Below are 17,027 nucleotides of genomic sequence, written 5' to 3' on the forward strand. Positions count from 1 at the left end.
TTTTAGAAAGTGAAATCTAGGTAAAAGTTAATAGGTTCGATAGCTATTGAATTTTATCTTTCATGAATCGTTTAAGGATTAACGTGGTTTATCTTTATGTACTTCAACTATTTGTCAATAAACAAAATTTAATGTAAATACTAGCATATTAGTAATTTTTCTATTATTCTTTTTAATAGGATATTTTTAGCGTTTTAATAATCACTCTAGATTTAATGCATTTACTTTATCTATAATATGTACACAATGACCTATTTCCTTCTTCTTAATTGTTGACATTAAGAAGATCACTAAATAACAATATAGTCACGCTCTCCTAAAGGGGTAGTGGCTTGTATAATAACTTATTAGAGGTGGATATTAATTGAAAGAAAACTTGCTTACTCTTATTTTGATGATGATAACAGTACCTTTAGCCGGTGAATTAAAATTTCATCCTTTTAACGATACATTTCGTGTTAGTTTAGGCACACCAGTCTTTTTCTTTTTTCTGCTATGGATACGTAAAATACCGTTAATTCTTTTTGGTTTTATGGTTGGAATTCTTGTTGTTGTTTTTCGTATTCTATTTGATTTTATTATAAACAGTGGAACCCAATTAGAATATGATTTTATACTTCATTCACCTACCTTTTTCTATTACTTAACATATGCCTCATTTTTTTCTTTAATAAAGGTAAATAAACTACATGATCGTCCATTATTAGTTGGAATTACATCTGTGTTTACAGAAATAATATCAAGTTTAACAGAATTATCTATTAGACACTTTTTTTTAGAAGAAACTATTACTTTATCTTTTTTAGGTCAAATTATAATTATTGCAGTTATCCGGAGTTTTTTTGTTTTGGGATTCTTCAATATTTTTAAACTTCATGAAGCAAAATTAACTGCAAAACATCAAGAAAAACAAAATAGACATATGCTTTCACTTATTTCTAATTTATATGAAGAATCCATTCAATTAAAAAAAACCTTACAATACGCAGAAGATATTACACGAGACTGTTATAACTTATATAGAAATTTACAAAGCAGTGACTGTTATATAAAAAAAGAAGACTTGTCAGGAAAATTATTAAGTATTGCTGGACAAATTCATGAGATAAAAAAAGATAATCAAAGAATTTATGCTGGACTTACTAAAATGATTTCTAATGAGAATTCAACTGATTATATGAATATAGCAGAAATAGGAGATATTATCGTCCAAACTAATCAGAAATATGCTCAATCATTAAATAAACATATTCAAATCACCTTAAATATTGAAGATTTTCCATCTAAATTCCATGTTTATACAACATTATCTTTAATTAATAATTTAGTATCTAACTCAGTAGAATCAATTGAAAATATAGGGTTAATAAAAATATCTATTTACAAAATTAATGAATGGATTCACTTTAATGTTACTGATAATGGAGTGGGTGTACCAGAAAAGAAAAGAGAACTGATTTTTAAACCTGGATATACAACTAAATATGATGTGTCTGGCAAACCATCAACAGGAATGGGATTACCTTATGTAAAAGAAATAGTTAGTAATCTTAAGGGAGAAATATCAATACAATATACTCCAGAAACAAACGAGACAACTTTCATTATAAAACTGCCAATTAATATTTTAGTGAAGAAAGGATGATATAATGAGGTTTTTTATTGTTGATGATGATGATGCCATTCGTTCTATGTTAACTGAAATTATAGAAGATTACAGCCTTGGAGAAGTAGTCGGAGAAGCAGAAGATGGATCTATTATAAGTACTAATTTACTTAACTTAAAAAACGTAGATATTCTTATCATTGATTTATTAATGCCTATGCGTGATGGTATACAAACTATTCGTGAATTACATTCTTCATTTAATGGGAAAATCATTATGCTTTCGCAAGTAGAAGATAAGGAGATAATTGGTGAAGCCTACTCACTAGGCATTGAATACTATATCACTAAACCGATTAATCGTCTTGAAATTATAGGCGTTATCAAAAAAGCAATTGAACATATAAAATTACAAAAATCTATATATGATATAAAAAAAACACTAAGTGTTTTAGATATTGGAATACTAGTAGAAAAAAAAGAGTCTCCTTCAACTGAGAAAAGTATTATTACTTCTGGACAGTTTCTATTAACAGAGCTAGGTATGATTGGAGAAAGCGGCAGTAAAGATCTACTGGATATGTTAGAATATTTATTTAAATATGAAAAAGAAAAATCTTTTGAGCATGAGTTTCCTCCTCTTAAAGATATTTTCACCAATATTGCTACGAAAAAGTTAGGAGTTTCAGTAAAATCATCAGACTTAAAAAAGGAAATTAAAGCTTCCGAACAGAGAGTTCGTAGAGCGATATTTCAAGCATTAAATCATTTAGCCTCCCTAGGACTTACAGATTACTCAAATCCTAAATTTGAAGAATATGCTACAAAATTCTTTGATTTTACTGAAGTTAGAAAAAAAATGATAGATTTAGAAAGTAAACTTGAATCATCAACATCTAATGTTCGCATTAATACTAAAAAATTTGTTAAGGTTTTTTATTTAGAATCAAAAAAAAAGTTATAAAAAACGTACTTCATATCATAACTAAAGATAAACAACTTCAATCTTTAAACAATTCATGTTAAATAAAATTTAATAGGCATCGATCCTATTAAATTTGAGCCAGATTTCACTTTGTGAAATGGCAGCATAATAGCCTCGACATGCAATGCTTTTTCTAGGATATACAACTTCAATTCTTAATTCAATATGAACTTGTATAGCATGAATTATAAGTTAAATTATGAATTTGGTTATCTATATACATAAATGAACTTACTATAAATTCTTATAAAACAAATTAACCATAAAAATACTATGCTTAGATTTGTATAAATAAATCTGAGTATAGTATTTTTTGTATACTTTTAACGTAATTTGTATGAAAATATTACTAAATTACATGTGAATATTTTATCATTATACCGTATAATATATTTATTGGATAATATTGGATTGAATATATTGTACTTTACTTAATTTTATCCAAAGCTAAGTCATAGTCTTAAAATCTAATAAATATATAGAATAGAATAGAATAGTATATGTTTTTCAAAAAGATCGGGGGTTGAAAACATGGAAACACAAAAAATATTAAAAACACCAAAAACATTCGGAACAAAACTAAAAATAATACTATTAATATGCTCCATAACTACACTAATCCTAATATGTAGTATAAGCTCCTTATATCTATTCAATAAAAAAGCTGATAAATATATCTATAAAGGAGTAATTGTAAATAATATAGATGTGGGCGGCTTATCAAAAGAAGAAGCCAAAAAAAAATTAGAGGCTTTAAATAATTCTTTAAAAGATAGAAAACTAATACTTTCATATGAAGACAAAAAAGTAACTTTAGCTCTTTCCGATTTAGATTCTAAATATGATTTAGAAAAAATATCGCAAGACGCATTTGAATATGATAAAAACTTAAATATATTTAGTAAATTAGCAAGCAGAACTTACTTGAAAAATAATCCGATAAATATCAAAGAAGAATTTACCTATAACAAAGATAGATTAAATACTTTCTTAGAATCTTTAAGTAAATCTATAAACAGAGAACCTGAGAACGCAACTATTATGCGTAATAACACTGGAGAATTCCTAGTTAGAAGAGATCGATCTGGAATAAAAATAAAAAATGAAGAATTAAAACAAGCAACTTTGGCACAAATATTTTCTAATAATCCATCTGAAATTGTAATTCCTGTAGAAACAACTACTGCTAAAATTAAATATAATGATTTAATTTTAGTAAAAGATTTGGTATCCACTTATACAACATCACTTACAAATAACTATAATAGAACTGAAAATATAACAATTGCTTCTAAACACTTAAATCAAACTCTAGTAATGCCTGGAGAAGTCTTTTCAATGAATCAAGCTTTAGGTACTAGAACAAGAGCTAAGGGTTACCTGGATGCTGCTATATTTGTAAATAATCAAGTAGTCCCAGACCTTGCTGGAGGAATATGTCAATTAGTTTCAACAACATATAATGCAGCTCTATTGACTAATTTAGAAATAGTAGAAAGAACTCCCCATTCCATGGCTGTAGCTTATGTACCACCTGGTCAAGATGCTACAATAGCTGGTGATGCCATAGATTTTAAATTTAAGAATAATAAAAATTATCCATTATATATAGAAAGTTATATAAACAATGGACAACTAACTGTTAATTTCTATGGACAACAAGAAGCGAATGGAGAGACAGTAAAAATAATTTCTAGAGGTTCTAGATCTTATGCAGAAGTTTATAAACAAATATACAAAAACGGACAACTAGTAAGCTCAACATTAATATCAAAAGATAGTTATAGATAAATCTTAGCAGGCATCGAGCCTACTAAAGATACACAACTTTAATCTTTAAACAACTTATGAAAATAGCCTGAACATACAATACTTTTTCTAAGATATACAAGTTCAATTCTTAACGAATTTTAGGACATATTCTCGGGATTCAATACTTCCCCTGAAATTCTTAATTCAATGTGAACTTGTATATCATCAATTATAAGTTCGGTTATGAAGTTGTGTATCGATAGATTGAGTCAAACTTCATTTCGCAAAATGATAACAACTAAAATTAACTACAACATCAATATAGCTAAGATACTTATTTCTTAATAAAGATAAACAACTTCAGTATTTAAACAATTAATGAAAATAGCCTCGACATGCAATGCTTTTTCATTAATTATAAATTCAGTTATGAAGTTGTATATGTATATATTGTGGATCATAAGATTGTTAAAACTTTAAAACATAAACAACTAGAAAAATTATACTTATAAAAGTTAGTAACGCTAATACACCTCTATGTAATCTCAATATGTTTTTCTTTTTAACAATCCTACTTTTTATGGATTTGTCTAACTTAACATATTCATCATTTAAAAACGAAGTATTTTTATATTTACTTTTTCTCAATTTTTCTATTATAATCTCATTATTTAACTCTTCAATTGAAATATATCTATCTTTAATATCAATTTGAAAACATTTCTGTATTATTCTCTTTAAATCACTATCTACATTAACATCATAATTTTCATCTAAAATAGGTTCTAGCGCTATAGATGGAAGTTTTCCCTTAGTCATGAAGTACATCATTCTACCAATGTTAAAGATTTCTTCTTTGTTAATAGATTTTCTTAAATTATCTTGATCTAAAATAATATGTTCATTTAAATCCATATGTAAGATATCATAATACTCAATAGCTTTATTATGTATCCTTGAAACATCAAAATTAATTAAAACAACTTTTCTCTTCTTCGTTATTATGATATCAGACGGATTACAGTATCTATATGTTATTGGAAGATTACTGTTATTAAAATAAGTCATAACATTACATATAGATGAAGTAATATTGAGTATAGTTTCTGCTTCTATCGATTGCTTTTCCTTTATATACTCTTCAAGAGTTTTTCCTTGTACATATTGCTGAACTATATAAAAGTTGTTTTTCTCATAAAACACCTCAATTATTCTTGCAACACATGGATAACTTAATTTTTTTAATATATTAGGCCTAGATAAAATACTAAGATCTTTTTGAAAATCATTTTTTACTTCTTTTATTATCCAAAGACCTTTAAATTTAATATCTTTACATAAATAAACTTGTCCTATATTAATTCTTCGTAATACCTTTATTACTACATATTTTTCACCTAGAATATATCCCTTATCTAGCATAGCCCACCTCTTCAATAAATCTTATATGATATATTAATTTAATATTTTTTCCAAACATAAGTCAATATTACATCTGGCAAAGAATTTCTAACTATCAATATTATTGTTGAACACTAATTCAAAATAATAACCGTACTATTTTCATAGTACGATTATTGATATATTCTTATTTATCTTTATGTAAGTTATTATGCTTTACAGGTAAAGTAATAATAAATTCACTACCTTTGTTTAAATCACTTATAAGACTTATCTTTCCACCATGAATTTCAACTAAGGATTTTACCAAAGTAAGCCCAATACCACTACCTAACTTATTATTTGACATATTATCTGCTTGACCAAATCTATCAAATATTTTTTCATGATACTCTCTTGGAATACCTATACCGTTATCTTTTACCGATATATCAACAGTATTATCTTTATCATATAAGCTTATCCAAATAGTTCCTTCCTCCGGAGTAAACTTAACTGCATTAGATATCAAATTAACAACACATCTTTCTATTTCAGCTGGATCACATTCTATAATCTTTTCTTCAACTTCAGGATCTATAATAAGATTTAGCTTATTAAATTCTATAAACTCCTTCATTGATAAGGCTATTTCTTCTACCAAGTATACAATGTCTGCTTCAACCATATTTACTTTATAACTTCCTGCCTCTATTTTCGATGTATCTATAAGATCATTAATTATTTTTAAGAGACTATTTGAATTTCTTTTTATTATTTTCATGTACTTATGTAAACTTTGCTTCGATAATGGTAAATTATCCTCATTTAATTTATTAATTAATTGTACTGTGGACAATATTACATTTAATGGTGTTTTAAGCTCATGTGAAAGGTTGACAAAATAATTATTTTTAAATCTTTCATGTTTTATAAGCTGATTATATAATTTATCATTTTCTTGTAATTTGTTATTCAGCTGAAGAGTTCTCTGTTTTATTAGATTTTCCATTATACTTACATAATTCCACATCAAGCACATCATTAGTAAAAATAATAAACAGTATGATGTATATGCCCACCAAGTTTTCCAAGGGGGTTTTGCTACTACAATTTGAATTGAAGTAGGCTCACTCCATGTTCCACTACTATTTCTTGCTTTAACTTTAAAAGTGTATGTTCCATCACTCACATTAGTATAACTTGCATAATTTCTATCATTAGAAAATATCCAATTTTTATCTACACCTTCTAGCTTATATGCATATTTTGTTTTTACTGGATTTCTATAATCTGATAGAAAAAAATCTAATGAAAAATAGTTTTGATTATATTTAAGATCTATCTTATCTTTTAAATTAATAGGTTTATCATATACTTTAAAACTTTCAATTACTACCTTTGACATATAATTGTTCTCTGATAAGCTCTCAGGATAAAAGCTACTTAATCCATTTATTCCACCAAAAAACATTTCTCCTGTTTTACTTTTAAAGTACGAATAACCATTAAATTCATTACTTTGCAAACCATCAGTAACATTAAAATTTATAATCTTTCCTTGAATTACATCTACCTTTGAGATCCCACCATTTGTACTTACCCAAGGATTATTAAATTTATCAATTAAAACTCCACAAACAAAATTATTACTAAGCCCATCATCTTCAGTATATCTAGTAAAAATCTCTGTTTCAGCATCAAATCTATTAAGACCATAATTAGTCGCTATCCAAAGGTTTCCTTCACCATCTTCAGCTATTCCTTTAATACTATTATTACTTATACTTTTATTGTTTGTCGGGTCATACTTATAGTTTGTAATCTTGTCAGACTGCCTATCATATTTGACCAAACCTCCATCTATTTCACAACCTAACCATAAAAAACCTAAATTATCTTCATAAATATAAGAAATACACGAGTCCTCTATGCCACTAGCCTCAAGCGATTTATTATAATTCGTAAACAACCCAGTCTTTTTATTAAAAGAATCTAATCCCTGTCTCGTTCCGATCCACACTAAACCACTTTTATCTTCATATACAAATCTTACTTCATTATTTATTAAACTGTTTGAATTAGAATCATGTAAGTATCTAGTGAAATTTTCTGTCTTTTTATTAAATCTGTTCAATCCACAACTAGTGGCTATCCACAAATCACCAGAACTATCTTCAGTAATACCCCAAACAGTATTGTTACTAATACTCTTTTCATCCTTAGGATTGTTCAAATAATGTTTTACTTCTCCTGTTTTTCTATTAATAGAATTAAGACCTCCACTATTTGTTCCAACCCATAATACTCCATCAGCATCTTCATATATTCCGCTCAACATATTATCATTTAAACTATTTTTTTCAATAGGATTTTTTTTATAGTGTTTAAATCTTGAAGTTGGATTTAAAATACTTATACCATTATAAGTCCCTATCCAAAGCATTCCTGATTTATCTTTATATATACATAATACATTATTATTAATGAGGCTTTGATGATCATAATAATTGTTTCTGTAACTTGTCAATTCATCCCCATACTGATTATATTGACTTAAACCGCCTTTAGATCCAATCCACAAATCACCATTACTATCTTCAAAAATCGCTTGCACAAAATTAGATGGTATGCTTTTATTATCATTTAAGCATTTAATAAATCTATTATTTTGTCTATCGTATTTATTAAGTCCACCTTCTTGTGTAGCTACCCATATATTTCCCGTATTATCTTTATATACTTTGCTGATATAGGTGCTTGCTATACTGTATTGATCTCCTGGCTGATTTAGCAAATATCTTGTAAACTTGTTTGTACTAGTATCAAATCTATTTAGTCCATTTTTAGTCCCTATCCAAATGGCGCCATCGTTATCTTCGCATAAAGATGTAATAAAATTACTACTTAAACTATTATCATCTTCTTGATCATTATAGTACTTTACAAAAACATCAGTTTTTTTATCATATTTATTTAAACCTTTTTCAGTTGCAATCCATATGTAACCTTTACTATCCTCCATAATGTCCCAAACATTATAATGAGATACACCGGTTGGATCATTTGGATCATTCACACATCTTGTTATTTTATCTGTATTAGTATCTAATTTATTCAAACCTTTACTAGTGCCTATCCATAGAAATCCATCTTTATCCTCTATGACCGCACCGATACAATTTGATGTAATACTATTATCATCATCAAGCTTGTACTTATAAACTTTAAATTCATGACCATCATACCTATTTAATCCGTCAGATGTTCCAAACCACATATATCCTTTACTATCTTGAAATATAACTCCTACTGAAGACTGTGATAAACCGTCTTCAATAGTTATGTTCTTAAATTTCAAATCATTATCATAAGAATAAGCTGTAGTTCCTTTAATAAAAAAACAGGACAGTAATAAAAAAGTTATGAATATACTTATTTTTTTTAGAAAACTTACCATAACCCCTCCCTACCAAAACAATATAAATTATATATTAATATTTTCCCATATTTTAATAGTGTTTACAATACAAAATACGACATAAAATTCTAAAATTCCAAAATAAACAACAAAATAACACTATTAAAACTAATACAATTTTGTGATAAAAAAAGAGAAGCAGCTTAGCCACTTCTCTAGATACCTATAGATAATTAACCTATACTTCCTCTTAACTTACCCATTCTAACAATCCATTCGTGTAGAATATTTAATTCTTCAGTTTTGTTATGTATAAGTTCATTTTCTGTTCCTATTACATGCATTAATATAGGTCTTGTAGTTTTTAACACTGTATGATAGAAATCATTATCACTAAGCTCATTAAAATCTACATCTAATCCTAATATTTCGTTTGTAAGATTTAAATCAAGTTCATACTCTAATCTTGCTGATTCATCTATAATTCTCTTACAAACCTTTGGATTTGCATACTTAGCTGCAAATGCCATATCCTCTTTGATTTGTGGATAGAAATCAAATAATTTATCTAATCCTTCTTGTCCATACTTTTCTTTTATTTCTCTTAGACCTCTACCCGTACCTAAGAATTCTGGAGGTAATCCTATAGTATACATAGCACCAGTATAAGCTATTGCTCTAGGCACTGAAACTTTAAGTTTAGTATTTATACTTAAAAGTTCTTCTTTTAATTTCTCATCTTTTACAAGTTCAGCTATTTTTTCTACATCTGCCACATCTCTTGAATATGTTAATCCTGTTTTAAGCTTAGTAAGTCTATCTCTATTTTTAGGTATAAAATCAGAAATATCTGAAACCATATTTATTATTTTAACAAAGCTAGTTAGATAATGCTTTGAGAATATACCTATAAACTCATACATTAGTTCCATATCTTCTTTTGAAAACTTTCTAGCAACAGATTTATGTATATTATCTTGAAGATAATTTAAAGCTTCTTTTGTTTTTTCAGGACCATGATCATATCTTAATGCTGATTGGAATGTAAATGTCTTAACTCCTGAATATGTTTTAAGTACATTAGGTACATTTTCTGCTGTGAAGTGTCCTCTAAATGGAAGTGATCCACATCCAAGTATAGGAGCAATCTCTACACCATGTTCTTCTCCCCATGCAGCTGATTTAGAAATAGCAATTACTATAGAAAGTATGCCTGATACTATACCATAAGATAATGCTGAATCAGAACGTCCAAGCATAAATCTTATATAATCTAAAGTAAAACCTTTCTTTTCAGAAATATGATAATAATCATCTAATATAGTGTCCACATTTACTAGAGCAGGTACGTCTTCTACTAGTGGAATTATCTTTATAGAATTATTTTCAAACTGTATAGGATAATTCTTATTACCTAATTCTATAACAGAATTTATTCTATCTTGGAAACCTGCTACCTCTTCACCTGATTCACACATTGGTATGACAACCTCTTTTATAGCTTGCACACCAGTTTGTTCAAAAATTTGAGCATTAGTTTCTACGATAGACATTATACTCATAAGTTGTCTAAATAAAGATTCTTTATTAGCATTAGGTATTCTAGGAGTGATAACTGCATCCTTTCCTGGAATAACATTTTTATGTAAAAGACCTGAAGCTACCTGTGATGTTTGATGGTAAGGAGTTAACTTTCCTTCAAAATCTAACATAAGTTCTTCTATACCTAATCCACCTGCCTCGTGAGGAGATAGAGCTTGGATAGCCTCTTCTGGTTCATTTTGGATTGATACATAAGTATCAACATTATCTGGATGTTGTGTCATCATACTTGATGGAAATTTGCGCATAATTTATAAGCCCCCTTAGTACATTAATTTTATCTGAATGTTATTATTTAATTATTTCAATTATAAATATTAAAATCGCTAGTCATATTATATCAAGAAAATTGATTAAGTCAACCACTCTAACTATCATTTTTCTAAAAATTCATTACAATGATTTAAATTAGGTAGTTAAAATTCATTTTAAAAATTAAGAGATATCCCAATATGAGATACCTCTTACTACTACATATATTCCTTTAAGTTATATCATTTTCATTAAGTGTATTTAAATTAACTATTATTGTATAGATATATTACTGCAAGATTATTTTCTACTTTGTTCTTTAATTAATCCTTTTCTAAATGCTTCAAGAAGCATTTTTAATTCCTTTATCTGCAGCTGCAGAGTAATACCTACATCAGTATCTCCAACTCTCTTTCTACTCACAACTTGTTCTAAAACAATAGTAGAAGATAATATATCTGTTTCCTCTTTTATAGCCATTTCTGTAGATTCAAACGGTTGATGGGATACAAGTTGAAGTCCATATGAGTTATATATTAATGTATATCCAGCAATTCCAGTCTTCGGCTGATAAGCTCTTGAAAAACCTCCATCTATAACCATTAGCTTTCCATTAGCTTTTATAGGGCTTTCTCCATTTTTCTCTTTTACAGGTACATGACCATTAACTATATGGGAATTTTCCGGATTTAAACCAAATTCTTTCAATATATTATTACAAATCTCTTCATTATTCCTAAAACTATAGTAAGGATCCTTTTCTTCATAATGAGTTTCTTCTTCCTCAATAAAATACCTTTCAAAAGTCGCCATTTTATCTTTTCCAAATAGAGGGGAACAAGGCCCTGTCCATAAATACCACATTATATCCATACCATTTTGCTTGATCTCAGTATCTTTCTTGTAAAAGTATCCTTCTCTTGCTAGCATATCTAACCTATCTAAAAGTTTTCTTCCTTTATACTCTTTCCCATTAACTTTTACAGCTCTAAAATTTCCATCTTCGTCTAAAGGTATACATCCATGATATAAAAGATTTGAATTATATTTTAAATATAAACTCCCATTTGAGAATAAAAAGCGTACATGCTTATTTAATTTTTCACTATTCATAAAAGATAACTTTAACTTTTCAATTAATTCTTTTTCTTCATCCAAAAGCCCATATGGTTCTTGCGGATCTATAGTAGGAAAATATGAATCTTTTAATTTATATTTTTGTCCATATAATTCAATACTTCCTTCTTCATAATTAATTTTATTTAATAAAAGTCTATGTTCCATATCAAACTCTGGATGTCTTGAAATCACTTCACCTTCCAGTTTAAATTGTATTATGGATATTGCCTTATGCATCTGCGCTATTAGCTGAATTTCTTTCATACTATAATCTTTATCACAAGTAATTTTAGGTAAAAAATTATTACATGGATCATCTTTATAAAATTCCATAGCAAAAGTAGCTAATGGCAATAGATTTATCCCATATCCATTTTCTATTGTATCTAGGTTAGCATATCTTGCAGAATTTTTTATAACATTGGCAATACATACTTCTGAACCTGATGCAGCACCCATCCATAATATATCATGATTTCCCCATTGAATATCAACAGCATGATATTCTACCAAAGTATCCATAATGATATCTGCGCCTGGTCCTCTATCAAATATATCGCCAATAATATGCAATCTGTCTATAACTAATCTTTGTATTAACTTTGATAAAGCTATTATAAATTCTTTTGCCCTATCAATATCAATAATAGTTTTAATAATTTCACCATAATACTCATATTTGTCTATCTCATTAGGTTGTTCATGCAATAATTCCTCTATAATATAAGCAAAGTCTTTTGGCAAAGCCTTTCTTACCTTAGATCGTGTATATTTAGAAGAGACATATCTGCATATCTCAATTAGTCTATATAAAGTTATCTTATACCAATCGTTAATATTTTTTTCCTGCCTTAAAACTATATCTAATTTTTGTTCAGGATAATATATAAGAGTTGCCAAGCTCTTTTTCTCACTTAGTCTTAAGGAGTTATCAAAAATATCTTCAATTTTTGTTTTAATAACTCCAGAAGCATTTTTTAATACATGTATAAAAGATTCATATTCTCCATGAATATCCGTAAGAAAATGTTCCGTACCTTTAGGCAGATTTAAAATTGCTTGAAGATTAATGATTTCAGTTGATGCCTTATTAATTGTAGGATATTGTTGTGAAAGCAATCTTAAATATTTTAGGTTATTACTTATTTCCTCATTTGATAAATCGTCTTTTAACCCCATAACTGTCCCCCACCATTCTCAATATGTTATATACTATTTATTTATTTATATACATATTATATATACTAATTAATATTTTGTCATCACACTTAGTTGTTATATATTAAATAAATACAGCATTAATGGAACATCTATAATAACCTATTCCATGAATTATTTAAGGATTAAAGTTATATATTTTTATTAATAGACATCATAAACTCATACTAAAACTGATACTTCTGGCTGCGGAAAATAAATATAAAATTTTAAGGGGTAACCGTCAATGGCTACCCCTTTTCTCTACATATATTCCTTTAAGTTATCATTTTCATTAAGTGTATTTAAAAGATGTTTGATTTCTTGGTCACGGTATTTATCCATTACCAAAATTACATCTCCAGCATCTACTATAACTAAATCTTTTAACCCAAAACCTATTACAAGATTTTCATTCCCAAAAATAGAACAATTTTCACACTCATCTAAAAAAACATTCTCCGATATATTATTACTTCTTACAGTACTTAAAAATCTACTCAAAGCCGTAAAACTTCCAATATCATCCCACATAAAATCACATTTTATAACATACGCCTTTCTTGTCTTCTGCATTACTCCAAAATCTATGGAGATGCCGTCTATAAGGCAATACTGCTCTCTTATTACCTCTTCTTCTCTCTCAGTGCCTATATACTTATAAATTTCCATAAGGCATTTATACATTTTAGGAAGATATTTTTCCATTTCTCTTAGAATTACGTCTGCTCGGAAAATAAACATACCGCTGTTCCAAAGATAAGTCCCCTTTAACAAAAAATCTTTAGCTACTTCTAAATTTGGCTTTTCAGTAAAACGAGCAACCTTATAGGTTGCAATATTTCCTCCAACTCTCTCGCCCATTTCAATATAACCATAACCAGTTTCCGGTCTAGATGGTTCTATTCCTATAGTTACTATTCCTCTTCTCCTATCAGCGATCTCTACTGCCTGCTCTAGTGTATCTATATAATGTTTTTCCCCTTCTATATAATGATCTGAAGGTAATACCATTATTACAGCATCCTTGTCCTTCTTCAACAACTTTACAGCTGAAAGACCTATGCATGTGGCAGTTTCCTTATTAGCAGGTTCAGTGAATATATTCTCAGCACAAATGTCTGATAATTCCTCTCTTATTTGACCCTCATAGTCTTTATTTGTTATAACATAAATATTTTCTTTAGGAATTAATGGACGAATTCTTTCTACAGTATTTACTAAAAAGCTTTTATTGTTCACTATTTTTAAAAATTGCTTGGGTCTACTAGATCTTGAAAGCGGATATAATCTTGTGCCTTTGCCTCCTGCTAAGATTAGTGCATAAAGCATTATGCTTTCAACTCCAAGTATTGCTCTACTCTATAGTATGTTAACATGTGTATTATTGTGAAATGTTTGTTAGACAAACACTCCTAATATAAAAGGAAAATTTAAAACTTAAATAAATCAACTTATTGCAACAATTATGTCATAAACAACACTTATAAAAAAAAGAAATTCCAGCATATTAACCTATCATTATTAACTAAAATTATGATAGAAATCAAATATACTGAAACTTCTTTACATTTATCTTATGCTAACCACAAAAACTCATATGGTGCTAGAATAATTTTTTCTGAATTTAAATCTATTTTTTTCTGTTGGAGCATATCCGTTACACACTCACCAGAATAGTATTTTTTAAGTATATCCATATCTACATGCTGCTCATATTCTGAAAAATTAGCTAATACAAGAAGTTTTTCATTTCCGGTTGTTTTAAAATATCCTAAAACCCCCTTGTTTCCTGTATAAAAAGGTTCAGATAAATTATCTGATCGGAATATTGTGTTTTCTTTTCTACACTCAATCATTTTATTTATATTTTTATAAATAGTGCCTTCAATTGTTGCTAAATTATCCGTATTTTTTACCTTTTCCCAATTCATTTTTGGACGATGAAGCCATCTACTATCCGCATATTTCTCTGCATTCTGTTTATATGAGTAATCATTAAGCTGCCCTATTTCATCTCCACTATAAATTACCGGAATTCCACCGTAAGATAAAATTACACTGTGAAGCAGTAAAATTCTTTTAATAGCAAGTTCTTGTCCATATTTATCATGTTCTTCTAGGGCTTTTTCAAGGCCACATAAAGAAGCTAATGTTCCAGAAGTTCTTGCATCCATGGTCACTTCATCAAATTCATAGAGTTCTCCTTTAGCAAAACTTCCTGGATAATTTCCTTTATAAAAGTTAATGATAAATTGCTTATGCTGGAAAGGATCCATACCTAATTCTTTTATAATATCATTTTCAAATCCCCAACCAATATCATCATGGCATCTTGCATAATTCATCCAGGTCGCAGTATGAGGAATTTTAGGACTACGCTCTAAAGTCATCTGCATAAGTCTCGTATCCCTTGTCGCTAAAGAATTCCATAAAAGAACCATCATCGATGCGTTATACATTGTTTGACACTCTTTTCCTTCATCTTTTCCTTCCCCAAAATACTTTAAAATTTCTCTTGGAGTTACAATTGCTTCTCCCTTAAACATAACTCCTGGACAAACTATCTTTGCTGCTACTCTTAAAATTCGCATGACAGTATGAACTTGTGGAAGATTTCTGCAGTTTGTCCACAATTCTTTCCACATAAAAGGAATAGCATCTAAGCGAAGTACTTCTACTCCTTTATTTGCTAAAAACAACAACTTTTCTGCTATCTTATTAGTTACAAAAGGATTATGATAATTTAAATCCCATTGGAATTCATAAAAACTTGTAAATACCCATTTTTTAAACTCATCGTAATATGTGAAATTTCCTGGGGAAACCTTTGGAAATACCTCTGGTACCGTTGCCTCAAATTGCCTTGGTACTTCATCTGTATCATACATAAAATACATATCTTGATATTTCTTTTCCCCTTGTTTCGCTCTCTCTGCCCAAGTATGTTCTTTTGAAGTATGGTTCAAAACAAAATCTAGGCATACACTCATTTTATTTTTTCTAAACTCATCTGCAAGAGCCTCAAGCTCTTCCATTGTTCCAAATTTCTCATCTATATTAGTATAGCTAGAAACTGCATAGCCTCCATCATTTTTTCCCTTTGGCATTTTTAAAAGAGGCATTAAATGCACATAATTTACTCCTAAGTCTTTTAAGTAATTAATTTTTTCCTTTACCCCTTTTAAGTTATCTGCAAATAAATCTACGTACAACATCATACCAACCATTTCTTGAGATAAAAACCAGTCTGGATGCTGCTCACGTTCTTCATCTAATTCCTTTAATGCCTTTTTTCGATTATTATAAGCCTCTGCCATTCTTATTATGAGATCTTCAAAATTTTCTTTTACATCTTCCCTTTGCCCATATAACTCATAATAATCCTGTTGCAGCTCACCTATATTTTCTAAAAGCCTTTTTTCAAAAATCTTATCGGTTTTGATTTTATTTAAAACCTCCATACGTCATCCCCCTTTTGTATAGAAAATTACTTCTTAATAAGTTTACTTTTTACGAAACCAGGAAATCGGTTTCCCAAAGATCAAAAAAAATTATCCTTAGATAATTTCATATCCTCTGAAAAGCATCTTCAATAATGGATACGTTAACACCAATCTGTAACTATTATACAAAAAATTAACCTTTATGTCAATATATACCATAACATTACACTTAAATTAACTGAGCATCTAACTTGTTTAGATTTAGTG

General features: G+C 28.4%; 9 protein-coding genes. 3 read left to right on the forward strand and 6 right to left on the reverse strand.

The genetic code is table 11. The annotated features are described in order from the left end of the window. Positions 1–364: 364 nt before the first annotated feature. The 3 genes from CPJCM30710_RS05845 to CPJCM30710_RS05855 all read left to right on the forward strand — a co-directional run bounded on the left by CPJCM30710_RS05845 (position 365) and on the right by CPJCM30710_RS05855 (position 4,382). Positions 365–1,645, forward strand: coding sequence for a sensor histidine kinase (locus CPJCM30710_RS05845; protein WP_212903243.1), 1,281 nt, complete (start codon positions 365–367; stop codon positions 1,643–1,645). Positions 1,646–1,649: 4 nt separating this feature from the next. Further along, on the forward strand, positions 1,650–2,570 hold the full coding sequence (locus CPJCM30710_RS05850) for a response regulator (RefSeq protein ID WP_212903244.1): 921 nt from the start codon (positions 1,650–1,652) through the stop codon (positions 2,568–2,570). Between the two features lie 552 nt (positions 2,571–3,122). Further along, a complete protein-coding gene (locus tag CPJCM30710_RS05855; protein WP_212903245.1) occupies positions 3,123–4,382 on the forward strand; it encodes a VanW family protein in 1,260 nt (419 codons plus the stop codon). 429 nt (positions 4,383–4,811) lie between these two features. Here the strand turns inward: CPJCM30710_RS05855 and CPJCM30710_RS05860 are convergent, their stop codons facing one another. The 6 genes from CPJCM30710_RS05860 to CPJCM30710_RS05885 form a co-directional block, all read right to left on the reverse strand. Next, positions 4,812–5,765 (reverse strand): protein kinase domain-containing protein, encoded by a 954-nt coding sequence (locus CPJCM30710_RS05860; protein WP_212903246.1) that lies wholly within the window; start codon positions 5,763–5,765, stop codon positions 4,812–4,814. 166 nt (positions 5,766–5,931) lie between these two features. Beyond that, complete coding sequence (locus CPJCM30710_RS05865; protein WP_212903247.1) at positions 5,932–9,183, reverse strand: ligand-binding sensor domain-containing protein; 3,252 nt, start codon at positions 9,181–9,183, stop codon at positions 5,932–5,934. 194 nt (positions 9,184–9,377) lie between these two features. Beyond that, positions 9,378–10,994: a phosphoenolpyruvate carboxylase gene (ppcA, locus tag CPJCM30710_RS05870; protein WP_212903248.1), complete on the reverse strand. Its 1,617-nt coding sequence runs from the start codon at positions 10,992–10,994 to the stop codon at positions 9,378–9,380. A gap of 304 nt (positions 10,995–11,298) precedes the next feature. Then, positions 11,299–13,296, reverse strand: coding sequence for a fructose-1,6-bisphosphatase (locus tag CPJCM30710_RS05875; RefSeq protein ID WP_212903249.1), 1,998 nt, complete (start codon positions 13,294–13,296; stop codon positions 11,299–11,301). A gap of 282 nt (positions 13,297–13,578) precedes the next feature. Beyond that, positions 13,579–14,646 (reverse strand): mannose-1-phosphate guanylyltransferase, encoded by a 1,068-nt coding sequence (locus tag CPJCM30710_RS05880; RefSeq protein WP_212903250.1) that lies wholly within the window; start codon positions 14,644–14,646, stop codon positions 13,579–13,581. Between the two features lie 245 nt (positions 14,647–14,891). Beyond that, positions 14,892–16,778, reverse strand: coding sequence for an alpha-amylase family glycosyl hydrolase (locus CPJCM30710_RS05885; protein ID WP_212903251.1), 1,887 nt, complete (start codon positions 16,776–16,778; stop codon positions 14,892–14,894). Positions 16,779–17,027 lie beyond the last annotated feature (249 nt).

Origin of the sequence: Clostridium polyendosporum, assembly GCF_018332455.1 — a bacterium.
GTDB classification, from domain to species: Bacteria; Bacillota; Clostridia; order Clostridiales; family Clostridiaceae; genus Clostridium_AY; species Clostridium_AY polyendosporum.

Coding starts and splice junctions, on each gene's coding strand:
- ppcA (WP_212903248.1), bottom strand. CDS start 10,994: ATGCGCAAATTTCCATCAAGTATGATGACACAACATCCAGATAATGTT.
- CPJCM30710_RS05860 (WP_212903246.1), bottom strand. CDS start 5,765: ATGCTAGATAAGGGATATATTCTAGGTGAAAAATATGTAGTAATAAAG.
- CPJCM30710_RS05850 (WP_212903244.1), top strand. CDS start 1,650: ATGAGGTTTTTTATTGTTGATGATGATGATGCCATTCGTTCTATGTTA.
- CPJCM30710_RS05875 (WP_212903249.1), bottom strand. CDS start 13,296: ATGGGGTTAAAAGACGATTTATCAAATGAGGAAATAAGTAATAACCTA.
- CPJCM30710_RS05865 (WP_212903247.1), bottom strand. CDS start 9,183: ATGGTAAGTTTTCTAAAAAAAATAAGTATATTCATAACTTTTTTATTA.
- CPJCM30710_RS05880 (WP_212903250.1), bottom strand. CDS start 14,646: ATGCTTTATGCACTAATCTTAGCAGGAGGCAAAGGCACAAGATTATAT.
- CPJCM30710_RS05885 (WP_212903251.1), bottom strand. CDS start 16,778: ATGGAGGTTTTAAATAAAATCAAAACCGATAAGATTTTTGAAAAAAGG.
- CPJCM30710_RS05855 (WP_212903245.1), top strand. CDS start 3,123: ATGGAAACACAAAAAATATTAAAAACACCAAAAACATTCGGAACAAAA.